The organism is Aureimonas pseudogalii (assembly GCF_014196835.1).
Taxonomy (GTDB): domain Bacteria; phylum Pseudomonadota; class Alphaproteobacteria; order Rhizobiales; family Rhizobiaceae; genus Aureimonas; species Aureimonas pseudogalii.
This window is the reverse complement of the sequence record NZ_JACIEK010000001.1, coordinates 15,185-40,045: the sequence shown is the minus strand read 5'-3', so window position 1 is coordinate 40,045 and position 24,861 is coordinate 15,185. Positions and strand designations below refer to the sequence as shown.

General features: G+C 68.6%; 23 protein-coding genes and 1 pseudogene. 11 read left to right on the top strand and 13 right to left on the bottom strand.

The window, feature by feature from the left end:
- Positions 1-7: 7 nt before the first annotated feature.
- Positions 8-1,672 carry a methyl-accepting chemotaxis protein gene (locus GGR04_RS00200; RefSeq protein WP_183196670.1) on the bottom strand — a complete coding sequence of 555 codons (1,665 nt, stop codon included), beginning with the start codon at positions 1,670-1,672 and terminating at the stop codon, positions 8-10.
- 265 nt (positions 1,673-1,937) lie between these two features.
- Positions 1,938-2,450, bottom strand: a pseudogene (locus GGR04_RS00195) (zinc-binding metallopeptidase family protein); the annotation flags it as partial.
- Positions 2,451-2,647: 197 nt separating this feature from the next.
- Here GGR04_RS00195 and GGR04_RS00190 point away from each other — a divergent pair.
- On the top strand, positions 2,648-3,142 hold the full coding sequence (locus GGR04_RS00190) for a MaoC family dehydratase (protein ID WP_183196668.1): 495 nt from the start codon (positions 2,648-2,650) through the stop codon (positions 3,140-3,142).
- A 21-nt stretch (positions 3,143-3,163) separates the two neighbouring features.
- On the opposite strand, the gene GGR04_RS00185 is transcribed toward GGR04_RS00190, so the two are convergent.
- On the bottom strand, positions 3,164-3,307 hold the full coding sequence (locus tag GGR04_RS00185) for a hypothetical protein (RefSeq protein WP_183196665.1): 144 nt from the start codon (positions 3,305-3,307) through the stop codon (positions 3,164-3,166).
- A gap of 203 nt (positions 3,308-3,510) precedes the next feature.
- On the opposite strand from GGR04_RS00185, the gene gph reads away from it, so the two are divergent.
- Both gph and GGR04_RS00175 read left to right on the top strand, forming a co-directional pair.
- Complete coding sequence (gene gph, locus GGR04_RS00180; RefSeq protein WP_183196663.1) at positions 3,511-4,203, top strand: phosphoglycolate phosphatase; 693 nt, start codon at positions 3,511-3,513, stop codon at positions 4,201-4,203.
- 97 nt (positions 4,204-4,300) lie between these two features.
- Positions 4,301-5,674, top strand: coding sequence for an APC family permease (locus GGR04_RS00175; protein WP_183196661.1), 1,374 nt, complete (start codon positions 4,301-4,303; stop codon positions 5,672-5,674).
- A gap of 16 nt (positions 5,675-5,690) precedes the next feature.
- Here the strand turns inward: GGR04_RS00175 and GGR04_RS00170 are convergent, their stop codons facing one another.
- Positions 5,691-6,434, bottom strand: a complete 744-nt coding sequence (locus GGR04_RS00170; protein ID WP_183196659.1) for a DUF2076 domain-containing protein — start codon at positions 6,432-6,434, stop codon at positions 5,691-5,693.
- Between the two features lie 361 nt (positions 6,435-6,795).
- On the opposite strand from GGR04_RS00170, the gene GGR04_RS00165 reads away from it, so the two are divergent.
- From GGR04_RS00165 to GGR04_RS00150, 4 genes are all read left to right on the top strand, one after another.
- On the top strand, positions 6,796-8,079 hold the full coding sequence (locus GGR04_RS00165; RefSeq protein WP_376769808.1) for an imelysin family protein: 1,284 nt from the start codon (positions 6,796-6,798) through the stop codon (positions 8,077-8,079).
- 71 nt (positions 8,080-8,150) lie between these two features.
- Positions 8,151-9,680 carry a di-heme oxidoreductase family protein gene (locus GGR04_RS00160; protein WP_183196657.1) on the top strand — a complete coding sequence of 510 codons (1,530 nt, stop codon included), beginning with the start codon at positions 8,151-8,153 and terminating at the stop codon, positions 9,678-9,680.
- Positions 9,680-10,771, top strand: coding sequence for an imelysin family protein (locus tag GGR04_RS00155; protein ID WP_183196655.1), 1,092 nt, complete (start codon positions 9,680-9,682; stop codon positions 10,769-10,771). The genes GGR04_RS00160 and GGR04_RS00155 overlap by 1 nt, the downstream gene beginning before the upstream one ends.
- Before the next feature lie 11 nt (positions 10,772-10,782).
- A complete protein-coding gene (locus GGR04_RS00150; protein WP_183196653.1) occupies positions 10,783-11,895 on the top strand; it encodes a DUF1513 domain-containing protein in 1,113 nt (370 codons plus the stop codon).
- A gap of 17 nt (positions 11,896-11,912) precedes the next feature.
- Here the strand turns inward: GGR04_RS00150 and GGR04_RS00145 are convergent, their stop codons facing one another.
- Both GGR04_RS00145 and GGR04_RS00140 read right to left on the bottom strand, forming a co-directional pair.
- Positions 11,913-12,185 carry a hypothetical protein gene (locus GGR04_RS00145; protein ID WP_183196651.1) on the bottom strand — a complete coding sequence of 91 codons (273 nt, stop codon included), beginning with the start codon at positions 12,183-12,185 and terminating at the stop codon, positions 11,913-11,915.
- A 184-nt stretch (positions 12,186-12,369) separates the two neighbouring features.
- A complete protein-coding gene (locus tag GGR04_RS00140; RefSeq protein WP_183196649.1) occupies positions 12,370-12,627 on the bottom strand; it encodes a hypothetical protein in 258 nt (85 codons plus the stop codon).
- 195 nt (positions 12,628-12,822) lie between these two features.
- Here GGR04_RS00140 and GGR04_RS00135 point away from each other — a divergent pair, with 195 nt between their 5' ends.
- Positions 12,823-13,077: a hypothetical protein gene (locus GGR04_RS00135; protein ID WP_183196647.1), complete on the top strand. Its 255-nt coding sequence runs from the start codon at positions 12,823-12,825 to the stop codon at positions 13,075-13,077.
- A 15-nt stretch (positions 13,078-13,092) separates the two neighbouring features.
- Here GGR04_RS00135 and GGR04_RS00130 read toward each other — a convergent pair whose 3' ends face one another.
- Positions 13,093-14,466 carry a sigma-54-dependent transcriptional regulator gene (locus GGR04_RS00130; RefSeq protein ID WP_183196645.1) on the bottom strand — a complete coding sequence of 458 codons (1,374 nt, stop codon included), beginning with the start codon at positions 14,464-14,466 and terminating at the stop codon, positions 13,093-13,095.
- Positions 14,463-16,280, bottom strand: a complete 1,818-nt coding sequence (locus tag GGR04_RS00125) for a sensor histidine kinase (RefSeq protein WP_183196644.1) — start codon at positions 16,278-16,280, stop codon at positions 14,463-14,465. The genes GGR04_RS00130 and GGR04_RS00125 overlap by 4 nt, the downstream gene beginning before the upstream one ends.
- 228 nt (positions 16,281-16,508) lie before the next feature.
- Here GGR04_RS00125 and GGR04_RS00120 point away from each other — a divergent pair, with 228 nt between their 5' ends.
- On the top strand, positions 16,509-17,858 hold the full coding sequence (locus GGR04_RS00120; RefSeq protein ID WP_183196642.1) for a dicarboxylate/amino acid:cation symporter: 1,350 nt from the start codon (positions 16,509-16,511) through the stop codon (positions 17,856-17,858).
- Positions 17,859-17,948: 90 nt separating this feature from the next.
- Here GGR04_RS00120 and GGR04_RS00115 read toward each other — a convergent pair whose 3' ends face one another.
- Positions 17,949-18,275 carry a hypothetical protein gene (locus tag GGR04_RS00115; protein ID WP_183196640.1) on the bottom strand — a complete coding sequence of 109 codons (327 nt, stop codon included), beginning with the start codon at positions 18,273-18,275 and terminating at the stop codon, positions 17,949-17,951.
- 165 nt (positions 18,276-18,440) lie between these two features.
- Between GGR04_RS00115 and GGR04_RS00110 the strand changes: the two genes are divergently transcribed.
- The gene (locus GGR04_RS00110; RefSeq protein ID WP_183196638.1) at positions 18,441-18,947 is read left to right on the top strand and encodes a hypothetical protein; all 507 of its coding nucleotides are present in this window, start codon (positions 18,441-18,443) and stop codon (positions 18,945-18,947) included.
- An 8-nt stretch (positions 18,948-18,955) separates the two neighbouring features.
- Here the strand turns inward: GGR04_RS00110 and GGR04_RS00105 are convergent, their stop codons facing one another.
- The 3 genes from GGR04_RS00105 to GGR04_RS00095 form a co-directional block, all read right to left on the bottom strand.
- Positions 18,956-19,279, bottom strand: coding sequence for a polyhydroxyalkanoic acid system family protein (locus GGR04_RS00105; RefSeq protein WP_183196636.1), 324 nt, complete (start codon positions 19,277-19,279; stop codon positions 18,956-18,958).
- 163 nt (positions 19,280-19,442) lie between these two features.
- Positions 19,443-20,852: a DEAD/DEAH box helicase gene (locus tag GGR04_RS00100; RefSeq protein WP_183196634.1), complete on the bottom strand. Its 1,410-nt coding sequence runs from the start codon at positions 20,850-20,852 to the stop codon at positions 19,443-19,445.
- A 278-nt stretch (positions 20,853-21,130) separates the two neighbouring features.
- A complete protein-coding gene (locus GGR04_RS00095; RefSeq protein WP_281383038.1) occupies positions 21,131-22,228 on the bottom strand; it encodes a D-alanyl-D-alanine carboxypeptidase family protein in 1,098 nt (365 codons plus the stop codon).
- Positions 22,229-22,505: 277 nt separating this feature from the next.
- On the opposite strand from GGR04_RS00095, the gene GGR04_RS00090 reads away from it, so the two are divergent.
- The gene (locus GGR04_RS00090; protein WP_183196631.1) at positions 22,506-22,988 is read left to right on the top strand and encodes a DUF3597 domain-containing protein; all 483 of its coding nucleotides are present in this window, start codon (positions 22,506-22,508) and stop codon (positions 22,986-22,988) included.
- A 46-nt stretch (positions 22,989-23,034) separates the two neighbouring features.
- On the opposite strand, the gene GGR04_RS00085 is transcribed toward GGR04_RS00090, so the two are convergent.
- Positions 23,035-24,852, bottom strand: coding sequence for an ABC-F family ATP-binding cassette domain-containing protein (locus tag GGR04_RS00085; protein WP_183196629.1), 1,818 nt, complete (start codon positions 24,850-24,852; stop codon positions 23,035-23,037).
- Positions 24,853-24,861 lie beyond the last annotated feature (9 nt).

Sequence of the window (24,861 nt, the reverse complement as noted above, 5' to 3'; positions counted from 1 at the left end):
GCCAAGATCAGGCGCTCATCTTCTCGAAGCCGCCATCCTCCCCCTTCGGCGAGGCCGGCGCTGCCCGCATCGGACGCGACGCGGCGAAGGCACCCGCTCTCGCCCGAAGGGATCGCACATCGTTCGTGCCGGCGTCGACGGTGGCTGCCGGCGAGATGATCGCCGGCTCGCTCGCTGTCGCCAGACGGAAGAACCCGGCCCGTTCGGCGAGATGCCCGGCTTCACTGGAAAGCTGCTCGGCGGTGGCCGACATCTGGTTGGCGGCGCCGGCATTGGCCTGCGTCACCTGGTCGAGTTGGCCGATCGCCAGATTGATCTGCTCGATGCCGACCGACTGCTCGCGGCAGGCCGCCGAGATTTCGGAGACGAGATCGGCGGTCCTGCGGATGTCGGGGATGAGGCGGTCGAAGAGCTGGCCCGCCTCTTCCGAGACCACGAGCGTGCGGCCCGACAGGTCACCGATCTCGCTGGCGGCGGCCTGCGAGCGTTCCGCGAGCTTGCGCACTTCCGACGCCACCACCGCGAAGCCCTTGCCGTGCGGGCCGGCTCGCGCCGCCTCGATCGCCGCGTTCAGAGCCAGGAGATCGGTCTGGCGGGCGATTTCCTGCACGACGCGGATCTTGTCGGCGATCTCGCGCATGGCGTCGAGCGAGCCGGTGACGGCCGCGCGCGAGCGTTCGGCATTCTCGCTGGCCTGGCTGGCGATCTTCTCGGTCTGCGCGGCGTTGTCGGCATTCTGCCGGACGTTCGCGGTCATCTCTTCCACCGCCGCGGAGGCCTGCTCCGAAGCGGCCGCCTGTTCGGTGGAGCCGGAAGAGAGCTGCGCGGCCGTGTCGGCGGACTGCGCCGAACCCGAGGCGACCTGCGCCGCGGAGCCGCGAACGTCGCCGACGATCTCGGCGATGGTGGTCGCCATCACCGCCATGGCGCGCTGCAACTCGCCGATCTCGTCGCTGCTCCCGGATGTGGCGATTCGGCCCGTGAGGTCGCCGGCGCTCAGGCGCAGCACGTCGGCCCGCAGCGTGCGGAGCGGCCGGAACATCGGGCCGGTGGCAAGGAACACGAGAAAGCCGACGCCGACGAGGATCGCGGTGTTCGTCAGGGCCATCGAGCGCACGAGGGCGTCGACCTCACTGAGGAACTGCGGGCGCTCCGTGCCCACGAAGAGCACGCCGACGACGGCGCCCGCGGAATCGAGGATCGGGTCGTAGGCGGTGAAAAAGGCCTGGTCGAGGATCTGCGCCTCGCCGCGATAGGGCTTGCCTCCCTTCAGGACGGCTTCGAGGACGGCGGGGGAGGTCAGCTTGGTGCCGACTGCGCGCGTGCCGTCGGGCTTCACGATGTTCGTGGCCACCCGCATGTCGCCGGCGAAGACGGTGGCGACGCCGCCCACGAGATCCTTGATGCGATCCACCGGCTCGTTGAAGCCGGAAAGGTCGCGAACGCCCAGCTTCAGCGTCTCGCCGTCGCGGCGGAACTGCGTGCCGTACTTGCCCATCACCTCCCAGGCGACGCGCATGTTGGCGTCCTGCTGGCTCATGCCCTTGCGCTCGGCATCGGCGATCATGCTCTGGCGCACCTGCCAGAAATTGACGGCGAAGAGGGCGGAGAGGCCGGCGAGGGCGAGCAGCGTCACCTTGATGCGGATGGACAGTCTGGGGCGAAGGGACATGATGAAAACCTCGAACGTTCGACACGACCGCCGGGGTGAGGGGCCGCGCTGTGTCGGCACGGGCTCACGTCAAGCGATCCTGACCGCAGGATTTCACCCTAAGCTTGCCGAACGATTGCGGGCACCTGCACAGGATGTGCGACATTCCAACGCCGTAAACGAAAGGTTGCACTCGTCGGTCGTCGCTGCGCCGAGGTTGCCGCCGTCCCGGATGGGTCGTCGCATGCGCGAACCGCAACCCGATCGAAGCTCGATCCCGCCGGTGTCAGTCGATCCGCTCGGTCTGCGTGTCGATCGTCTGGGCGGCCTCGGCGAGAGGCTGGCGCGTGAAGCCCGCGAGATCGCCATGCAGATTGGCGTCGCGCTCGATTTCGAGCGGCGACACGGCGTAGGCCGTGAGGAGTTCGGCGAGCGAGCGCAGCGCATCCATGTGGGTGCGCTCCCAGCCGTGCGAGGCATCGACGCCGAAGGTGACGAGCGCCGTGCGCATGTCGTGCCCGGCCTCGACGGCGGAGTCGGAGCGGCAGTCGCGGAAGACGTCCTTCTGGTAGCGGATGTCCTCGTCGCGGCAGATCCGGGCGAGCTTCTTCGTCAGATGGTCGTCGAAGGGGCCGGTCTGGTCGGCCACGGTGATGGTGACGCCGAATTCCGCCGAGTTCTGGCCGGGCGCCGAGGTGCCGTTGTCCACCGCCACCATTGAGGAGACGTCGGGCGTCAGAATCGAGGCGGCGCCGACGCCGACCTCCTCGGCGATGGTGAAGAGCCAGTGGATGTCGATGGCGAGCCGTCGAAGCGGACTGCTCCTGCGATGCCGCACATGGGTGATCTCCGTCGAGTCGCGTGTTTCGGCCGGCGATGTCCGCGAGAGAGGGCGCATTGCGGTGCAACACAGCAGAAACTGCCCGGCCGCGGCCTTTGCCGGTCTGCGCGGCAGGGCTATGAAGGCCGCAGATGCGACGGGCGGGAGCGGCAGACATGAGCGAAACCAACCCGAAGGGGCCGCGGCTGGTGGGGATCGAGACCTACCGGAGTTTCCTCGACGGCGAGACCTTCACGTCGGACTGGCTGACGGTCGATCAGGCGATGATCGACACGTTCGCCGAGGCGACGCACGACCACCAGTTCATCCATGTCGACCCCGAGCGGGCGAAGGCCGAGACGCCGTTCGGCGGCACGATCGCGCACGGATTTCTATCGCTGTCGCTCCTGTCGATCCTCGCCTACGGCGCCATGCCGGGCGTCGAGCGCACCAAGATGGGCGTGAACTACGGGTTCGACAGCGTGCGGTTTCTGACGCCCGTGCGCTCGGGCGCGCGGGTGCGCGGCACGTTTCGCCTGCGCGCGTTGACGGAGCGCGCGGTCAGCGTGCAGTCGGGCTGGGATGCCGCGGTGGAGATCGAGGGCTCTGTGAAGCCCGCCCTCGTCGCGCGCTGGATCACGCTGGCCGTCATCGATCCGCCGGCGGACTGACCGCCGACGGATCGCAACAGGCTACTTCTTCTTCTGGCCGCCGGCCTTCGGCGCGGCGACGGATTTCACCGGCCCGGCCGGCAGGCCCTTCACGCTCGGCGCGGAGGCGTTGCCCTTCTCCACCACCTTCTTCGGCTTCTTTTCTTCCCGGCTTCCCTTGCCCATCGTCGCTCTCCCTTCGCGTCCATCGGATCGGCCAGCCTTGCACGGATCGCCCGGCCGAGCCGCATGAATTCGACGCAAGCCGGGCTCCGGAATGGTCCGAGGCTTGCGAGCCCGCGCCCGAGGCCGGATAAGGGCGCGTTCGCACCTTCTGGAGAACGTCTGATGCGCCCGTCCCCGGTCTCCACCCGTTTCGTCGCCCGCGCATGAGCGCGAAGGCGGCTTGGCCGAAGGCAGTCCTCTTCGATCTCGACGGAACGCTCGTTGATTCGCTGCCGGACATTCACGCCGCGCTGAACGAGACGCTGACGAGCCTCGGCGAGCCGCCCTTTCCGCTGGAGGCGGTGGGGCACATGGTGGGCGCCGGTGTCCAGGTGCTCATCGCCCGCGCCTACGAGGCGTTGGACAAGCCGCTCGATCCCGCCACGCGCGATAAGATCGCCGAGCGCTACCTCGCGATCTACGCCGCGCGCTCCACCGAACTCACCACGCTGAACGCCGGGGCGAGCGACGCGGTGCGCCTCTTGGCCGATCGCGGTATCGCGGTCGGCGTCGTCACGAACAAGCCGGGCGCCGAGACGGACGCGATCCTCGCGCATTTCGGCCTCGCGGATCGCATGGCCATCGTGGTGGGCGGCGACGCCGGCCCGCGCAAGAAGCCCGAGCCGGACCTTCTCGTCTTCGCCTGCCGGCAGCTTGGCATCGAGCCGCACGAGGCGCTGTTCGTCGGCGACAGCGAAAACGACGTCGATGCCGCAAAGGCCGCAGGCATGCCGGTGGTGGCGATGCGCGGCGGCTACACCGCGAAGGGCGCGGACGCACTCGGCGCCGATCTCGTGCTCGACCGCCTCGACGCGGTCCTCGATCACCTCGACGATCTACGACCGGCCGGCCACTAAGGCACCAACGCCTGCCATGTTTTGGCCGTGATTTGCTTCGCTGGGCCGAACGGGCATATTACCCCTCTCGCGACGGACTGTCGCATGGGGGAAGCGGATGACGGCGCTCGGAGATCGACACGACGGCGAAGCTCGGCTGAAGCGGGCGGTTGGCTTCCCACAGGTGATGCTGTTCGGGCTTGGCTCGATGCTCGGCGCCGGCGTCTACGGGCTGATCGGCGAGGCCGCGGGCGAACTCGGCAGCGCCATCTGGATGGCGTTCCTCGTCTCGATGGTGGCCGCGCTCCTCACCGGCCTCTCCTACGCCTCGATCGCCTCGCGCTATCCGCGCGCCGGAGGCGCGGCCTACGTGACCCAGCGCGCCTACGGCCGGCCGATCGTCTCCTACGTCGTCGGCCTCGCCGTGGTGTGTTCCGGCCTCACCTCGATCGCCACGCAGTCCAACGTGGTCGCCCGCAACTTCGCCTCGGTGACCGGCATCGACGCGCCGCTCGGCGTGCTCGCCATTGGCTTTCTCGTGCTTCTCGCCGGCGTCCTCTTCCGCGGCATCTCCGAGTCGCTCTGGCTCAACGCCGTCTGCACGGTGGTGGAGGCGTTTGGCCTGTTGCTGGTGATCGCCGTCGGCATCTCCTACTGGGGCAACGCCAACCTTCTGGAATTCCCGACCAAGGAGAACGGCAGCGCCCTTGAGGGCTCCGTGGCGCTTCTCGTGGCGCAGGGCGCGGTCCTCACCTTCTTCTCCTTCATCGGCTTCGAGGACATGCTGAACGTGTCAGAGGAGGTGAAGAACCCTGAGCGCACGATGCCGATGGCGATGATCGCGGCGATGCTGGCAGCGACCGTCATCTACATCGCCATCGCCATCACCGCCGTTTCGGTCGTGCCCTGGCAGGAACTCGCTCAGGCGCCGGGGCCGCTCACACTCGTGGTCGAGCGCGCGGCGCCGTGGTTCCCGACGAGCATCTATGCCGGCATCACCATCTTCGCGGTCGCCAACACCGCGCTCGTCAACTACGTGATGGCGTCGCGCCTGCTCTACGGCATGTCGAAGCAGGGGCTGATGCCCGCCGCGCTCGGCCGCGTGCACGCGACGCGGCATACCCCGTATGTCGCGATCGGCGCGTTGCTCGTCGTGGTGGTCGCGCTGTCGCTCGTCGGCGACATCGCCGCGCTCGCCTCGTCCACCGTTCTGCTGCTCCTCGCCGTGTTTACGGTGGTGAACGTCGCGCTGTTGGTCTTGCAGCGGCGGGCGGACGAGCCGCGCGGCGCGTTCGAGATCCCGCGCTTCGTGCCGCTGCTCGGCGCGCTCTGCTGTGCCGGCCTCATCGTGGTGCGCGTCGCCGAGGGAGACTGGACCGCCCCGATCATCGCCGCGAGCCTCGTCGCCGCGATCTTCGTGCTCTACCTCGTCACCGGTGCCGGCCGGGAAGGGCGGATCGACGCCTTCCTCGCCAGCGAACGCGGCAGCTGATCGACCGTCCTATGCATCAGATCTGGTCGTCGAAGCCGCCGCCGTCGAACCCGTCGTCCGTCATCGTGTCGTAGTCGGCATTGGCAAAACCGGAATCGCCGCCATTCGTGTCGATCCCGCTGGTGTCGGCGGGATCGCCGTAGAAGTTCTCGGTCACGTTGTTCTCGACGATCGTCTCGCCGCCGCCGAGTCCTCCGGCGCCGCCCAGAAACGAGTGTCCGGTTCCGCTGAACAGGTTGCCGAGCATCGAGCCGAGCATCACGCCGCCGGCAACGCCGACGGCCGTCTGCGCGGCGCCGGCGAGGAACCCTCCGCCTCGGCTGGCCGCGGCAGGAGCCGTCCCCATGGGAGCCGCCGCCGGAGCCGAACCCCAGGGTCCCGGCGTTTGCGCCGGCGCATAGGGAGAGGGCGCATAGGAAGGCGATGCGCCCGTGCCCGATGGCAGGTGCGGGCGCCGGTCATCCCGCGCAGGGGCCGCGCCGCCGCTACCGAACAGGCCACCGAGGAAGCCGCCGCTGGTGGTGGGCTCCGGGCGCTCCCGTGTGGCTCGCTCCAACTCCTCGATCCGAGCCTGCGCCGCCTTCAGCGCCTCTTGCTGCACGATCATCGTCTGGGCCATGTAGTAGGGCCCAGCCGGTCGCGTGGCGATCTGCTCTCGGATCAGGCGTTCCGCCTCGGCGTCGCGCGGAGGCGACTGGCGTTCGGCTTCGCCCAGTCGGTCGAAGAGCCCTTCGATCATTCGCCGTTCTTCGCTATTCATCGCCTGTCCGCCTCGATGACCACAGGGCGCCTCGGCCCGATGCGGCGAAGATGCGCCGCCGCCCTCGGCCCCGCCAGATCTCCCTCGTAATTTCATCTGCCGGTAAGGTGGAGAGCGTCGAGACGGCTTCGAGGCGTTTCGTGTCCATGCTGCAAGCGAACGAGCAGCGTCGGCGCACGCATCGGTCAGGGCTGCCCGGCCGATCGCTTTTTAGAATATTTCCAATGAGATGCGCCGTGTCGTCGGCCCGTCCGCTTAACTTGAGCGCAGTCGTTGACTTCACATTTTGGAGAGCGTAGGAGCGGCGGCGCGTCGTGACCGTGCTGGACCGTCCGGCCCACCGGCGCCGGGGGATGGATCCTTGATCGCACTCGACCGACTGCTGGCAGCGCTCCTCCTTTCGGGCGCGACCCTTGCCACCGGCTTGGCCCATGCGCAGACGCCCGCGCCCGAACCCGCCGCCGTCTTGCGGACCTATTCCGACATCGCGCTCGCCACCTACGAGGATGCGCTTCTCGGCGCGAAGGCGCTCAAGGAGGCGACAGACGCCCTCATCGTGAATCCCTCGCAGGAAACGCTAGAGAAGGCCCGCACCGCCTGGAAGGCTTCGCGTCCGGCCTACCAGCAGAGCGAGGCGTTCCGCTTCGGCAATCCGGTGGTCGACGACTGGGAGGGCCGCGTCAACGCTTGGCCGCTCGACGAGGGGCTGATCGACTATGTCGACCCCGCCTACGGCGCCGACTCCGACACCAACTCGCTCTACACCGCCAATGTCGTTGCCAACCGACAGATCACGATCAACGGCGAGGCGGTGGACACGTCCGCCATCACGCCCGAACTGCTGCGCGACAAGCTGCAGGAAGCCGGAGACGTGGAGGCCAACGTCGCCACTGGCTACCATGCGATCGAGTTCATGCTCTGGGGGCAGGACCTCAACGGCACCAGGCCCGGCGCCGGCAACCGACCGTGGACCGACTATTCGCGCACCGAGTGCACCAACGGCAACTGCGACCGGCGCGGCGAGTACCTGACGGCGGCGACGGAACTACTCGTCGCCGATCTCGAGGAGATGGTGGGCGACTGGCGCGAGGGCGGTGCCGCTCGAAAGCACATGACCGACGATCCAGCGGTTGGCATTCCCGCCATCCTCACTGGTCTCGGCTCGCTGTCCTACGGCGAGCTGGCTGGCGAGCGCATGAAGCTGGGTCTGCTGCTGCATGACCCCGAGGAGGAGCACGACTGCTTCTCCGACAACACGCATGTCTCCCATTTCAACGACGTCGTCGGCATCCGAAACGTCTACGAGGGTCGCTACAAGCGCGTGGACGGCGAGACGATCGAGGGGCCGTCGATCGCCGCGCTGATCGCCGCGAAGGATCCGGCGATCGACAAGGAGATCCACGCGCGCATCGAGGACAGCCTGTCCAAGATGGGTAAGATCGTCGCAGCGGCCGAGGGCGGCGAGGCCTATGACCAGCAGATCGCGGAGGGCAACGCCGCCGGCAACGCTCGCGTCCAGGCCGCGATCGACGCCTTGATCGCGCAGACGCGCGCGGTCGAACGCGGCGTAACGACGCTCGGCGCGCAGAACGTCGCGATCGAGGGGTCGGACAGCCTCGACAATCAAGGTGCCGTCTTCCAGTAGATGCGGCAGCCGCCCGCTCGCGTGCGGCAGGCATTCGGCAGCACGCTTGGAGCGAGGGGGAACGAACGAGCATGGGACCCCTTCGCGGCCTCATCGTGCTGGGTCTCGTGGCAGCCGGAGCGGCAGCGTTGCCGCTCGGTGCCGGCCTCGGGCTAACGCTGCCCGAGCGCACCGATCTCGACGCCAAGGACCTGAAGCGGGTGCGCGCCGTGACGCGCCCGACCGCCGATTTCACCCGGCCCGAATCCTTCGAGGACATGCAGGGCGGGGCCGGCACCAGCCGCAAGCTCGTCAACCGCGACAGCTTTTCCCAGTCGGCCGCCAATATCGGCTTCGAGGGCGAAGACCGGTTCAAGCTCGGCAACGCCTTGTTTCGCAAGGTCTGGGTCGCCGCGCCCGCCTCCACGGCTGCTTCCGACGGACTGGGACCGATCTTCAACGCGCGATCCTGCCAGTCCTGCCATCTGAAGGACGGCCGCGGCCATCCGCCCGAAGCAGGCGAGGACGCCACCTCGATGTTCCTGCGCCTGTCGCGGCCGCCCGCCACCGACGAGCAGCGCCAGGCGCTGGCGAGCCACCAGCTGCTGCGGGTGCCCGATCCCGTCTATGGCGGCCAGCTGCAGAGCTTCGGCATTCCCGGCGTGCCCGCCGAGGGGCGGATGCGCATCGCCTATCGCGAGGAGCCGGTGCGCCTCGCCGACGGCACGCTCGTGCCGCTGCGCCACCCCACCTATTCGGCGGAGGATCTCGCCTACGGTCCTCTCGATCCCACCACGATCCTTTCGCCGCGCAACGCGCCGCCGATGATCGGTCTCGGGCTCGTCGAGGCCATTCCCGCCGAGGACATCCTTGCCCACGCCGACCCCGACGACCGCGACGGCGACGGGGTGTCCGGGCGGGCCAGCATGGTGCCGGATGCCGTCACGGACGGCGTCTCGCTCGGTCGCTTCGGCTGGAAGGCGAGCACGCCCTCGATCGCCGCCCAGTCGGCCGAGGCCTTTTCCGGCGACATCGGCATCTCGACGCCGCTCTTTCCCGATTCGGCGGGTGAGTGCTCGCAGGCCGAGATCGCCTGTCAGGGCGCGCCCACCGGCGTGCAGGTTCGGCTCGGGCTCGTGGAGGCGCCGGACCCGGTGCTCGGCCTCGTCACCTTCTATTCGCAGAACCTCGCCGTTCCCGCCCGGCGCGACGTCGCCTCGCCGAATGTCCTGGCGGGCAAGCAGGCCTTCTACGAGGCGGGCTGCCCGGCCTGCCACGTCCCGAAATTCGTCACCAGCCGCGACGCGCCGGACAAGGCGCGCGCCTTCCAACTGATCTGGCCCTATTCGGATTTCCTGCTCCACGACATGGGCGAGGGGCTCGCCGATGGCTCCACCGTGGGCGACGCCGGCCCGACGGAATGGCGCACGCCGCCGCTCTGGGGCATCGGCTTGACGAAGACCGTGAGCGGGCACACGCTGTTCCTGCACGACGGGCGGGCGCGCAACCTGACGGAAGCCATTCTCTGGCACGGCGGCGAGGCGCAGCGCGCGCGCGACGCCTTCGCCGACCTCCCCGCCGCCCGGCGCGAGGCGCTTCTCGAATTCCTGGAGTCGCTCTGATGCGAACCGCCTTCCTGCCGGCGCTGGCGCTCGGCCTTCTGCTGGCAGCGCCCGGCCATGCCGCCACGGCCAACGAGGCCGCCGCGCGCGAGGCGGTGGTGCGCCGGGCGGTGGAGGCGGTGATCCAGCCGGGCTACGACGCGCTCGCCAAGGCAGCGGCCGATCTCGGCGAGACCACGGCCGCGCTTTGCGCCGCGCCGTCGCCCGCCGGCCTCGATGCGGTTCGCGCGCAGTTCGGCGATCTCGTCGGCGCCTTCGCGGCGGTCGAGTTCATCCGCTTCGGGCCGATCGCCACCGACAATCGCATCGAGCGCTTCCTGTTCTGGCCCGACCGACGCGGCGTCGCCTTGCGGCAGGTGCAGGAACTTCTGGCCCGCGAGGATCCTGCGGCGATCGACCCGGACGGGCTGCATGCCAAGAGCGTCGCGGTGCAGGGGCTGACGGCGCTGGAAGTGCTGCTCTACGGATCGGGCGCCGACGATCTCGCCAAGGCCGACGGGCACACCTATCGCTGCGGCTACGCCCGCGCGGTGACGGCCAACCTTCACGCCATGGCCGACAACATCGCGGCAGAGTGGCGGGCGCCGGAGGGGATCGCGCGCCGCCTGACCGCGCCGCAGCTGAGCGATCCCGCCTACCGCACCACCGACGACGCGCTGGACGAAATCCTCGGCACCGTCATCCACGGGCTGGAGGCGATCCGCGACCTGCGCATCTCCGCCGGCCTCGGTGCGAGCGCCAAGGACGCGCGCCCGGCGTTCTTCGTGTTTCAGCGCTCCGGCAACGACGGTCGGGCGCTGAAGGCCGATGTCGCGGGCCTCGATCGGCTTCTCACCGGCTCTGGATTCCTCACGCTGCTGCCCGAAAGCCTGCGCTTCGTGGACGATTCGGTGACGGCCAAGTTCCAACTCGCCGAGGGCGCGCTGCGCGATCTCGGGTCGAACCCCGCCGAGGCAGCCGCGACTGAGGCCGGGCATGCGGCGCTGGCCGGCGTGCTTCCCGCGCTTCGCAGCATCGGCGAGACTCTCGGCGCGGACGCCGCCCCGGCGTTGAACCTGTCGGCCGGCTTCTCCTCGCTCGACGGCGACTGAGAGGAACATTCATGAGCCTGCTGCTGCCGCTCGACCGCCGCACCTTTCTCAAGGCCGCGGGCGCCTCGTTCGCCGCTGCGCTTGCGCCCGGTGCGGCCGAGAGCGTGGAGCGCGCCGATCTCCTCTTCGCCAGCGCCTGCGACCTGCCGGGCGGAGGCTCGGCCTGCGCCGTCTTCGACGAGTGGGGGCGCATCGTCGCCCGCGTGGATCTGCCCGATCGCGGCCATGACGTGACGTTCGATCCAATGTCCGGCCGGGCGGTGGTCTTCGCCCGGCGGCCATCCACCTTCGCCGCCGTGTTCGATCCTGCGAGCGGCGCTACCGAGAAGCTCATCGCGTCCGAGCCGGGTCGGCACTTCTTCGGCCACGGCTTCTTCTCGCCGGACGGGGCGATCCTCTATGCCACCGAGAACGACTACGACGCGGCGCGTGGGCTGATCGGTCTCTACGACGCCCGCTCGGGCTTCCGCCGGATCGGCGAGTTCGAGACCGGCGGCACCGATCCGCACGAGGCCCTGCTGATGCCGGACGGCGAGACGATCGTCATCGCCAATGGCGGCATCGAGACCCATCCCGATTTCGGGCGCCAGAAGCTCAACCTTGCGACGATGGAGCCGTCCCTCGTCTTCATTCGCCGACGCGACGGGACCCTGCTCGAACGCCACGTGCTGCCGAAGGCCCTACACCAGCTCTCGATCCGGCACCTCGCCATCGACGCCGGCGGTGCCGTCTGGTTCGGCTGTCAGTACGAGGGCGCGGAGAGCGACCGACCGATGCTGGGGGGGCGGGCGCGGCTGGGCGAAGAGCTGAAGCTCGTCGATCTCGACGAGGTCACGTTGGCGTCTCTCTCGAACTATGTCGGGTCGGTCGCCTGCTCACGCGACGGATCGCGCGTCGCAATGGCATCGCCGCGCGGCAACACAGTGCTGGTTCTGGAAACGGCGGCCGGCACGCCGCTCGAGCGCATCTCGATGCGCGAAGGCTGCGGCCTCGCGCCGGACCGCAGCCGGACGGGCTGGATCGCCACCGGCGGCAACGGCCTCGTTCGCCATCTCCCAAGCGCCGATGCGGCGTCGGAGCGAGCCGAGGTCGTCTGGGACAATCACATTCTCGCCTTTGCCTGAGCGCGCGGGCTCACGCTTTAGGCCGACCGGCGCTGGTCGGGTATGCGCGGCGGCAGGCGATTGCTCCGGCGCGTCAGCGACCGGACGAGGATCTGCGCGGAGAGCGGCTTGGCGAGGATCGGCAGCACCTTCGTCTCGAAGGTCTCCCGCTCGGATCGCGACAGCCGGTTCTGCCCCTTCGTCGCGACGAGGCAAGCGACCTCGTGCTCGCGCGTGCCGTAGGACAAGAGACCGGCATCGATGGCCTCGGCGATCAGCGTGGCAAGTTCGGGGTCGGGATGACGCGTCATGGGTGGCCTCCGGATCTTTCGAAGCCAGACTTAGCGTCTGTCTCAGCGTCTTCCACGCCTTGACACCCCTTTCGCGCCTCGACAAATCCAGCCTCACGACGGTTTGAGCACGCCTGGAAAGCACACGGGAATTTCCGTCGACGTCCCGCCGAATCAGGGCGGCGAGCCGAAGCCGGGCACGCGGCTAGAAGTCGATTTTTCTCGGCACGTAGCCGCCGCGGCGAACGATCGAGGCGACGGCGAGCTGTTCGCGCATCGGTTTGGCGAGGATCGGGAGCACGCTCTGCTCGAACATCCGTCGCTCGTCCCCCGTCAAGCTGGCGAGACCCGAACGCGCCACATGCGCCGCGACCCGGTGTTCGTTCGACCCATGTTTCAGAAGACCGGCCGCCACGAGGTCCTGGACCAGTGCGTACAATTCGGGGTCGGTCTGCGTCGTCATGGCGGTGGCCCTGTCACTAACGTCGCATGACCTAGGAGGAGAAACCGATGCTGTCGAGGCGCAGACGCCAAAACGGCAGGGCATGCGAAACATCGTCACGGGGTGGAGCGGACGGGCCTTTCGTGGATTGGCCTGAACGTGCGAACGGGCACGATGCCCGTCTTCGCATTCCGATCGAACCCTAAGGATGATCCCATGGCCGACACCACGCTCAGCGATGCCGCGCTCTCGATTCTCGCCTTCGCCGCCTACCATTCGCTCGTCAGCGGCGAGACGGTGACGCGGGTCGTGCTCGACGACGGCAAGGGACACCATGCGGACGCCAAGGGTGTGGAGGAGATGACGGCGGCCGGACTGCTGGAGGCTACCGGCGATCGCGGCACTCTGACGGACGTCGGCAGCGCCAAGCTCGCCAGCGTCATCGAGGCCATTCGCTCCGCCGCCGCCTGACCGGACCCGCCGCGGTCAGCCTTCGTCGCTCTCGAACGCCTTGCGGGTGATGCCGTGGCGCTGAAGCTTGTCGTAGAAGGTCTTGCGCGGCAGCTTCAGGGCCTCGATCGTGCGGCGGACGTCGCCGCCATGACGCGCCAGCGTCTCGCGGATGGTGTCGGCCTCGAAGCGGTCCACCCGCTCCGATAGGCTCGGCGGCTCCGGTTCCGTTCCCGGCTCGGCGGGCTCCTCGCCGAGGCCGAGCGCGACCCGCTCGGCATAGTGCGAGAGTTCGCGCACGTTTCCCGGCCATGTGTGCTGGCCAAGATGGCGGGAGATCGAAGGCGTCAGATCGGGAAGCTCGCGCCGGAAGCGCTCGGCGGCGCGGGCAAGGAAATGCGCGAAGAGGAGGGGGATGTCCTCGCGCCTTTCGCGCAGCGGTGGGATGCGGACGGTAACGACGTTCAGCCGGTAGAACAGATCCTCACGGAAATAGGCGCGCGCGGCGGGGTCGGCGAGATCGACCTTGGCGGCGGCGACGACGCGAAGGTTCACCGGCCGGCGCTGGTTGGTGCCGAGCGGCTCGACCTCGCGCGTTTCGAGAACCCGCAGGAGCTTGACCTGCAGCGCCGGCGACATCGATTCGATCTCGTCGAGAAACAGCGTGCCGCCGCTGGAATGCTCGATGCGCCCGATGCGCTTGCGCGCAGCGCCCGTGAAGGCGCCGGCCTCGTGGCCGAACAGTTCGCTCTCGATCACCGTCTCGGGCAGCGCGCCGCAATTGAGCGCGACGAAGGGATGAACGCCGCGTCGGCTCCAGCGGTGCAGCAGGCTGGCGACCACCTCCTTGCCCGTGCCGGTCTCGCCCTCGACGAGGACGTCCACGTCGGCATCGGCGATCTGGCGCAGCGTCTGGCGCAGCCGCTCGATGCCGGCGCTCTCGCCGATCAGCGGCGTGTCGTCCTCCGCCCGCGCCGCAAGTTGGCGCAGGCGCCGGTTCTCCAGAACCAGCCGACGCTTCTCCAGCGCGCGGCCGACGCTCTCGATCAGGCGGTCGCTCGCATAGGGCTTGGCGATGAAATCGTAGGCCCCCTCGCGCAACGCGCCGACGGCCATCTCGACGTCGCCGTGCCCGGTGACGAGAAGCACCGGCAGATCCCGGTCGAGGGCCGTCAGCCGACGAAGCAGTTCGAGCCCGCCGAGGCCGGGCATGCGGATGTCGGTCACGACGACACCGGCAAAATCCGCGTCGATCGCGGCGAGCGCCTCCTCGGCCGAGGAGAAGACGATCGGCCGAAAGCCCGCGAGATCCAGCGTCTGGCGGTTGGCATGGCCCAGCGCCTCGTCGTCGTCGACGAAGGCGACCAAGGCGCCCTCGTTCTCGCGCCCTGCCGAAGAGTTCGTCGTCATGTCGTGGCTTTCAGGCGCAGCAGGAAGCGCGAGCCGACGCCCGGTTCGCTACGGGCTTCGAGATCGCCGCCCCATTCGCCGACGATGTCCTTCGCGATCACGAGGCCGAGCCCGAGGCCGCGCGCCTTGGTGGTCGAGAAGGGCGTGAAGAGGCGCGCCATCGTGTCTTCGCTCATGCCCTCGCCGTTGTCGGCGACCTCCACCAGTATGTGGTCGCCCCGGCGTTCGGCGGACAGCCGGATCGCAGGTTCGGGCCGCCCGGCCAATGCGTCGGCGGCGTTCTGCATGAGAATCACCAGCACTTGTTCCAGGCGCAGCCGTTCGGCGCGCACATCGAGACCGGCTATGGTGGGGTCGCGCAGGAACGTGATGCCGGCATCGTCGATCGTTCCCCGCAGCACCATTTCGGCGCCGTCCACGGCATCACCGAGCGCCATCGCGTCGGGCGACGCCACGCTGCGTCGCGCGAAGCCGCGCAGCGTCTGCGTGATCGCCGCGATGCGATCGGTGAGGGCGACGACCGTCGCCATGTTGCCGGTGGCGGTCGCGGCGTCGCCACGTTCGAGATAGCGCCCGGCGTTCTCGGCGTAGGTGCGCAGCGCCGCCAGCGGCTGGTTGATCTCGTGCGCCACGCCGGCGGTGATCTGGCCGAGCGTCGCCAGCCGGTTGGCCTGTTCGAGATCGCGGCGCAGATCTCCCAGCCGGCGCTCGCTGATCTCCCGCGCGGCGATCTCGTGTTGAAGGCGATCGTTGGCGTCGCGAAGATCGGCGGTGCGCTCGCCGACCCGCCGTTCCAGATCCTCCGCCGCTCGGATCAAACCGGCGCGCCGCGCATGGCTTCGGCGTCGGCGGCGAAGAAGCGCGGTGGCGAGGCCCGCGCTGCCGAGAAGCGCAGCGATCGCCGGCCCCTGCGCGGCCCGGCGCGCCGCGGCGACGGGCGCGTCGGCGGGGCTGAGAAGGTGAATGCGCCAAGGCAGGTCGGGCAGGCCGAGCGGCTGCTCCACCGCGACGAACCCGCCGCGCTCCGGCCCCTCTTCGAGATCGACCCGACCGTCGCCGGTCGTCTGCATGTGGAGTGGGGTCAGCGGCGCGCCGCCGAACTGGAGACTGTCGCGAATCGTGGCGGCAGTGCCGGGGTCGGTCGCCCGAAGCGTCCGGTATCGCCAGTCGTCCACGCCGGTTGCCAGAACGATGCCGCGCGGATCGCTGGCGAAGACGATCTGGCCGCTCCCTCGCCAGTCCGCCTCGACCTCGCCGAGTTCGGCCTTTAGCACGACCACGCCGAGAGGGCCGTCGGAGCCGTCGACCCGCTGCGACAGATAGAGGCCCGGTCGACGGCTGACGGTTCCCAGCGCATATTGTCGGGCCGAACCCTCCGCCATCGCCGAGCGGAAATAGTCGCGGAACCGGTAGTCGCTGCCGACGAAGCTCGCGGGTTCGCTGGCATTGCTCGCCGCGACCGCGATGCCCCGGCGGTCGATCAGATAGAGGGCGCTGGCCCCCGTCGCGCCCGCGAGGTCGGCGAGCCGGACGTTCATCGAAGCCGTGGCCCCCCGCGTCGGGCTTTGGAGGAGATCGCGCACGTCGCGGTCTCCCGCAAGGGTGAGGGGGACGACGCTCTGCCTGCCCACTTCGCTGCGCAGAAGCGACGCGGCCAACGTCAGCGACGCGCCGGCGCGCTCGCGCAGATCGATGACCGCTCGCCGTTCGGCCCACCAGCCGGCCAGCAGCCAGACGGCGACGGCAACCAGCGCGAGCGCCGGCGGCCAGACGATTCCGTTCGATCGAAGACGTCGAACATCCGAAGCTTTCATGTGCGGATTATCGCACAAAACGCATGGCGCGCGAGTGGAAAAGCGCTCAACGATTGCTGGTCATCGCCTCGATGACCTCGGCGGCAAGCCGTGCGCCCAGGGAATGCCAGCCGTGCAAGAAGGTGGCACGGGCCTTGCTGATAGCTCCCACGAGCCCGTGTCGTATCGACGATCGGCCTCGACCCGTGCGGCCGCAAGAGCCGTGCGCTTGGAAACCGGGAGGCACTCATGGCAACCATACCCACGGTCCGCAGCGAACCCGCGCGGAAGAAGCCGATCTACGCGCAGCTCTACGTTCAGGTGCTGGTGGCGATCGCCCTCGGCATTACGCTCGGGCATTTCTATCCGCAGCTCGGCGCCAACATGAAGCCGCTCGGCGACGCCTTCATCAAGCTGGTGAAGATGATCATCGCGCCGGTGATCTTCCTGACCATCGTCACGGGCATCGCCGGCATGGCCGACCTGAAGAAGGTCGGCCGGGTCGCCGGCAAGGCGATGCTCTACTTCCTGACCTTCTCGACGCTGGCGCTGGTCGTCGGCCTCATCGTCGGCAACGTGATCCAGCCGGGCGCCGGGCTCAACATCGATCCCGCGACGCTGGACGGCGCCGCCGTCGCCGACTACGCCACGAAGGCGCACGAGCAGTCGCTGGTCGGCTTCCTCCAGAACATCATCCCGACGACGATCGTCGGCGCGTTCTCCTCCGGCGACATCCTGCAGGTCCTGTTCTTCTCGGTGCTGTTCGGCATCGCGCTCGGCATGGTCGGCGAGAAGGGGGCGCCGGTGCTGAACTTCCTCCAGGCGCTGTCGACGCCGATGTTCAAGCTGGTCGGCATCCTGATGAAGGCCGCCCCGATCGGCGCCTTCGGCGCCATGGCCTTCACCATCGGCAAGTACGGCATCGGCTCGGTCGCCAATCTCGCCATGCTGGTCGGCACGTTCTACCTGACGTCGCTGCTCTTCGTGATCGTCGTGCTGGGTGCGGTCTGCCGCTACAACGGCTTCTCGATCTTCGCGCTCGTTCGCTACATCAAGGAAGAACTCCTCCTCGTCCTCGGCACCTCGTCGTCGGAAGCGGCGCTGCCGAGCCTGATGGAGAAGCTGGAAGCGGCCGGCGCGAAGAAGTCGGTGGTGGGTTTGGTCGTGCCGACGGGCTATTCCTTCAACCTCGACGGCACCAACATCTACATGACGCTGGCGGCGCTCTTCATCGCGCAGGCCACCAACATCGACCTGTCGCTGACCGATCAGGTGCTGCTGCTCCTCGTCGCCATGCTCTCCTCGAAGGGCGCCGCCGGCATCACCGGCGCCGGCTTCATCACCCTGGCCGCCACGCTCTCGGTGGTGCCCTCGGTGCCGGTGGCCGGTATGGCGCTGATTCTCGGCGTCGATCGCTTCATGTCGGAATGCCGGGCGCTCACCAACCTCGTCGGTAATGCCGTGGCGACGCTGGTGGTCGCGCGTTGGGAGGGCGAACTGGATACGGACCGCCTGCAGGCTGCGCTGAGCGGCCGGATCGAGCCGGTGGGACCGGCGACGGCCGAGACCGGCGACATCCGGGTCGTTCCCGCCGAATAACATACGGCGACAGACCCGCAATCATCGAAAGGCCCGTCCGGTACCCCCGGACGAGCCTTTTCTGTTTCAAGAGGGGTGTTGACCGCGGCGTCAGTTGCCGACGGCGTAGAAGCGGCCGGCGATCCGGTGGCGCTCGGCGTCGTCGACGGGCAGGGAGGACGAAGCGAGTTCGAGCCCGAGTTCGGCGCCCTTCGCCCAGATGATGCGAGCGCGCCACTTGAAGGCCTCCACCTCGTCGAAGAGAAACAACTCTTCCGGCAGCGTGTCGTCCACCGGTGCGAAGGCTCGCACCCGCGCGCCGGTCGGCGAGCGTTCGATGACGGCGCAGTCGCACAGGAAGCGGCCGGTCTCGGTGATCAGCTTGCCGGGGCGAAGACGCGTCGTGCTGCGGTTTTCGCGTCGTCGCTCGAAGATCATGCCCGTTTCCTCCATCCTTGCGCAGCCTGCCGACGGCCGTTCGGGCGACCCGATTCACGGTTCGTCAACCCTAACCCGAGGCAGGCGCGGCGCGCCGCGCGATCGTCGATCTTCGTTAACGGAAAACCGGACATGCTCCAGCTTCAGGCAAGGAGACCTCCGTCCATGACCAACCTCGCGTTCGAGGCCGCCGCAGAGCCGCGGCGCTTTTCACAGCTGAAACGCCTGCTCGGCCACCGCGTCGACAGCGAGTGGTCGGTGGCCGACTGGATGATCGGCCTCGCCTCCGTGACGCTCGCCCTCGGCTCGGCGAGCTTCTTCGGCGTGTCCTACGCGATCTCCGTCAGCTCGCCCGACTTCTTCCAGAACGCGGCGCTCGCCAACATTCCGCCCAAGCTCGACCGGCTGCAGACCGGGTCGATCGACACCGGAAACGCCATGCCCGCGCCGCAGATCGTGCGCAGCCGCGCGTTGCAGCCGAGCGACTATCAGATCGTCATGGTGTTTCGAGACGAGGCGCTGCTGGCGACACACGACGAACTGGTGCGCGTGAAGGTCGGATCGCTGGTGCCCGGACTCGGCGTTATCCGCACTATCGATGCCGCCGCCTCCGGCAGCACCGTCGTCGCGGATCTCGCGACGTTGCGCGGCGTCACGCCGTCCAGGCCCTGACGCCGGCGTCAGGCGACCGTGGTCTTGTTTTCGAGCAGGACCTGGCCTTCTTTCCGGATCTTGCCCGTCAGCTTGTTCGCGATCGAGGCGAGGAAGCCGGGCAGGTCGAGCTCGACATGAACGTGGTCGTCGAGGATGTCGAGCCGGCCGACGATCGACTGGCCCATCATCCGCGCCTTGAAGTCGAGATGGTCGCCGGTCCATTGATCCTCGAACTTGAGCATGCCGCCCGTGGCTTCGCTGCGAATGCGCCCGAAGCCCTCGGTGATCCGGGCCCTCGCGGTCTCGCGCGTCAGCTTGTGCGGGATGTCGACCTTCACGGTCTCGGCCATACGACGTGCTCCATTCTCGAAAGAGGCTTTTCGGCCATATGGAGGGGCGGGGCGGTGCCCGCAACCGTCCAGCGCCCTTCCCCGTCCCGCGGGCCCTCGCGATCATAAGAAAAGGGCGCCCCGCGAAGGACGCCCCCTGTCTCGACGTCGCGATATCGGCCGATCAGCCGGCGGCGCGCGATCCGTTGCCGCCGCGGCTACGACCGCGACCGCCGTTCGGGCGGGCCGCACGGTCTTCGCCGCGCGGCGCGTCGGAGCGTGGACCCTCGCCGCGCGGCGCGAAGGAGCGCTCGCCCTGCGGCTTGCCGCGACGCTCGCCCGGCTTGCCGCCGCGCGGAGCCTGACGCTGGCCTTCCGGCCGCGCGCTTCCCGGACGACCGGAGCCACCGCGGGGCTGGCGAGGACCGCGCGACTCGCGCGGCTCGTCGGCGAAGGCCGAGGCGTCGGAGAATTCCGACGTCTGCACGTCGAAGCGCAGGCCCGTGAGCTTCTCGACCTGGCGCAGCTTGGCGCGCTCGGAGGGATCGCACAGCGTGACCGCGATGCCGGACTTGCCGGCGCGGGCCGTGCGGCCGATGCGGTGGACGTAGCTCTCCGCCTCTTCCGGCAGGTCGAAGTTCACGACGTGGCTGATGTCGTCGACATGGATGCCGCGCGCCACGATGTCGGTGGCGACGAGAACCTTCATCTTGCCGGTCTGGAACTCGCCGAGCGCCTTCTGGCGGGCGCCCTGGCTCTTGTTGCCGTGGATCGCCGCCGCGCCGATGCCGGCCTTGCCGAGATCCTCGGCCAGACGGTTGGCGCCATGCTTGGTGCGGGTAAATATCACCGCCTTCTCGAAGGTCGGTAGGTGCTTGATCAGCCAGTGCTTCTTGGCCTTCTGCGGCACCAGGTAGACGCTCTGGTCGATCTTCTCGACGGTGACGATCTCCGGCGTCACCTCGACGCGGATCGGATCCTTGAGGATCTTGGCGGCGAGCGAGGCGATGTTCTGCGGCATGGTGGCCGAGAACAGCAGCGACTGGCGCTTCACCGGCAGCATCTTCACGATGCGGGTGATGTCGCGAACGAAGCCCATGTCGAGCATGCGGTCGGCCTCGTCCAGCACAAGGTGCTGCACGTCGGCGAGCGTCAGCGCGCGCTGGTCGATGAGGTCGAGCAGGCGGCCGGGCGTGGCGATGACGATGTCGACGCCCTTCAGCGCCGACTGCATCTGCGGGCGGATCGAGACGCCGCCGAACACCGTCATGTGACGGATCGGGGTGCCCACAGTGAAGCCCTTGACGTTCTCGGCGATCTGCACCGCGAGTTCGCGCGTCGGCGCGAGGATCAGGACCTTGGTGGAATTGGCCTTCGGACGCCCGCCGGCCTTGAGGAGCGCGTCGATGATCGGCAGCGAGAAGGCGGCGGTCTTGCCGGTGCCCGTCTGCGCGATGCCGAGGACGTCGCGACCCTTGAGGACCGCGGGAATGGCCTGCGCCTGGATCGGCGTCGGCACGGTGATGTCCATCTGGCCGAGGGCGGACAGAAGCACGTCGGCAAGGCCGAGCGCCTGGAATGTGGTCTGGGTCAAGGAAAGCCTTTGACTTGGGTGCGAACTCCGATGAGTTCGCGAAGCGGCCGGACGATCCTGCGCAGGATCGGAACGGCACGGGCCGCGGCCGGACGAAAGGGGGTCCGGCGGGCGCTCGTCAGATATCCAGCTGAGAGAAGCGGATCAAAAAGCGGGCGCAGCGCATACGCGGCATCACGCCCTCCATATCGACGCTCTTGTGCGGCGCGTCAAGGACGCAATGCTCAGGCAGTCTGCGCTGGACGCATGGCTGCCCCCGCGATCCCGCTGCCGGCTGCCTAGCGGAAGTGTCCCATCACCGTGTCCTGGATCCGCTGCAGGATGCCCGCCCGTTCCACGGCCTTCGCGGCATAGAGCGGCTCCTCGCGCACCACCTTGCCGTCGCGGCTGACCCGCAGCACCGCGACGCGCCGGCCCTTGGGCAACGGGGCCTCGACCGGGCCGATCGCCACCACCTCGCTCACATAGGGCGCGCCGGAGCCGCGCGGTTCGAGGAAGCGTACCTCGCCCGCCGCCTTCACCTGCACGCTCGGTTCGGCGCCGCCCTGCACGGGGATCTCGCCGGCCGTCTTGCCGCCTTCCAGCACCACGACGTTCTCGAACCCCTTGAGGCCGAGCGTCAGCATGGCGCGGGCCTCGGTGGCGCGCTCCGCCGTGCTCTTCATGCCGGTCATCGCGAAGATGATGCGCCGGCCCTTCTCGTCCTTGGCGGAGGCGACGAGACCATAGCCGGCCTCGGCGGTGTGGCCGGTCTTCAGCCCGTCCGCGCCGTAGGCCAGAAGCGGGTTGCGCGACTGCTGGCGGATGCCGTTGAAGGTGAATTCCTCTTCGGAGAAGAGCGGGTACTCTTCCGGGTAGGTGCGGATGAGGTAGGCGGCGAGTGTCGCGAGGTCGCGCACCGACACGCGCTGGCCGGGATCGGGCAGCCCGTGCGGGTTGGCGAAATGGGAATGCGCGAGGCCGAGCTCTTGCGCCTTGGCGTTCATCCGCTCGGCAAAGGCCGGCACGCTGCCGGCGATGCCCTCGGCCGCGACGATCGTGGCGTCGTTGCCCGACTGGATGGCGATGCCCTTGATGAGATCGGCGACGCTCACCTGCGAGTTCAGCGGCAGGAACATGGTGGAGCCGCCCGACGCCGCGCCGCCTGTCTTCCAGGCGTATTCCGAGACCGGGAACATCTCGTCGCGCCGGATCGAGCCTCGCTTCAATTCGTCGAAGATGATGGCCAGCGTCATCAGCTTCGACAGGCTGGCCGGCGGGATCTCGACATCGGCATTCTTCTCGAAGAGCACCGTGTTCGTCTCGAAGTCGAGAAGCAGCGCGTTGCGGGCCGTGGTCTCCACCGCCCCGGCCGGGATCGTGGACACGCCGATCATCGTCCACGCGACCGCCAACGCCATCACCGATCGAGCGCCCAGGCCTCGTGTCTGCGACCCTTGCATGTTCCGACCCATGTGATCCTCGCGAGAAGCGTTCGCGCCATCCTATCCGAACGCCGTTCGGCCCGCGCGGGGAGCTTGCAGCCGAGATGGTAAGAATGGGGTGAAAATCGGTTGTCGCCACACGGGGAGCCGCGTGGGGAACGAACTGGCGACTGCGCCCCTTTGTCCCATGCCGTCGCTTTCGACGGGCTCGACAACGGGAAACAGCACCATGAGCATCTTCGACAAGATCAAGGGAGCGATCTTCGGAACGCGCGCATCGGCGGCACCGGCCCCGAGCCCCGCCGCGCCGCAGCCGACCGCGACGGCACCGTCCCCATCGAGCCCGGCGCCGACGCCCACCCCCGTCGCGACGCCGGCGGCACCCTCACCCTCGCCGACCGCCCCGGCCGCTCCGACGCCGACCGTCACCCCGGCGTCGACCCCCGTGGCCGAGCCGGTCGACGTCGCCGCGATGCTCGATCAGGCCGTGAAGGCCAAGGGGCAGCCGCTCGACTGGCGCAAGTCGATCGTCGATCTGATGAAGGCGCTCGATCTCGACAGCAGTCTCACGGAGCGCAAGGCGCTGGCAAAGGAACTGCACTACACCGGCGACACCGAGGATTCGGCCACGATGAACGTCTGGCTGCACAAGGCACTGCTGAAGAAGCTGTCGGAGAACGGCGGCAAGGTTCCCGCGGACCTGCTCGATTGAACGGAATGGGCGGTCGCCGGTCTTGCGCCGGCGACCGCTCCGGCCGTCAGCTCTCCATCTCGGCCTTCAGCATCTCGAGCTCCAGCCACTCGTCTTCGGCCTTCGCCAGCCCCGCACGATGACGCTCGCTTTCCGCCGCGAGCTTGGCGAAGCGATCGGGGTTCTTGGCGAACAACGCGGGGTCGGCCATCTCGGCCTCGGCCTTGGCGATCGCCGCCTCGAACTTGGCGATCTCCTTCGGCAGATTCTCCAGCGCGAATTTCTGTTTGAACGACAGCTTGGCGCTGCCGTTTGCCGCTGCCAGCTTGGCTGAAGAGGTGGACGCGGAGGAGGAGGTCTTCGGCTTCTCGGCCTTCCGCGCCTCCTTCTCCGCGCCCCGCTTCTGCGAGGCCATGTCCGAATAGCCGCCGGCATATTCCAGCCATTTGCCGCCGACGTCGGGCGAGATCACCGAGGTGACCGTGCGGTCGAGAAAGTCGCGGTCGTGGCTGACGAGCAGCACCGTGCCGGGATAGTTGGCGATCAGTTCCTGCAGGAGGTCCAGCGTCTCCATGTCGAGATCGTTGGTCGGCTCGTCCAGAACCAGAAAGTTGGCGGGCGTCGCCAGCGTCTTGGCGAGAAGCAGGCGCGCGCGCTCGCCGCCCGAGAGATTCCCGACTGGCGTGCGGATCTGCTCGGGCTGGAACAGGAAGTCCTTCAGGTAGCCCGCGACGTGGCGCGGCTCGCCATTGACCATCACCTGATCGCCGCGCCCGTCCGTCAGCGCCTCTGACACCGACAGCGTGTCGTCGAGCGAAGCGCGCTTCTGGTCGAGGAAGGCGAGGTCGAGATTGGTGCCGAGACGCACGTTTCCGCTGTCGGGCTGCGCCTCGCCGATTAGCATCTTGAGAAGCGTCGTCTTGCCGGCGCCGTTCGGCCCGACGAAGCCGACGCGGTCGCCGCGCTGGATGCGGGTGGAGAAGTCCTTGACGAGAATACGCTCGTCATAGGCCTTCGAGATCGACTTCGCCTCGATCACCAGTTTGCCGCTCTCGCGCGTCTCTCCGGCGGCCATCTCCACCGTGCCCATGGCCCGCCGCGTGTTGCGACGGTCGGCGCGCATCGTGTGGAGCGCGGCGAGACGGCGCTCGTTGCGCGTGCGCCGCGCGGTGACGCCGTAGCGCAGCCAGTGCTCCTCGCGCACGATCTTGCGGTCGAGCTTCTGGAGGTCGCGCTCCTCCTCCTCCAGCGTCTTGTCGCGCCACGCCTCGAAAGCGCCGAAGCCCTCGTTGATCCGGCGCACCGTGCCGCGATCCAGCCAGACGGTGGCGCTCGTCGTCTTTTCGAGGAAGCGTCGGTCGTGGCTGATCGTCACCACGGCCGAGCGGATGGAGCGGATCTCCTCCTCCAGCCATTCGATCGTCGGCAGGTCGAGATGGTTGGTGGGCTCGTCGAGCAGCACGATGTCGGGCTCGGGCGCCAGCACGCGCGCCAGCGCCGCGCGACGGGCTTCGCCGCCCGAGAGATCGTTCGGCCGCGCGTCGGCACGAAGCCCGAGGCCCTCGATCAGGCGCGTGACGCGGTAGGGATCGTCGGCCGGGCCGAGGCCGGCGGCGACATAGCTCTCGACGCTCAAAGCATCACCGAAGTCGGGCTCCTGCGCGAGATAGCGGATGGTGGCGCCGGGCTGCCGGAACACCTCGCCGCCATCGGCCTCGACGAGGCCGGCGGCGATCTTGAGGAGGGTCGACTTGCCGGAGCCGTTGCGGCCGACGAGCGCGATGCGATCGCCCGGCAGCACGCCAAGTTCGACATCGGTGAAGAGCGGCGTGCCGCCGAAGGTGAGGCGGACGCCATCGAGGCGCAGAAGCGGAGGAGGAGCCATGCTCGGCTT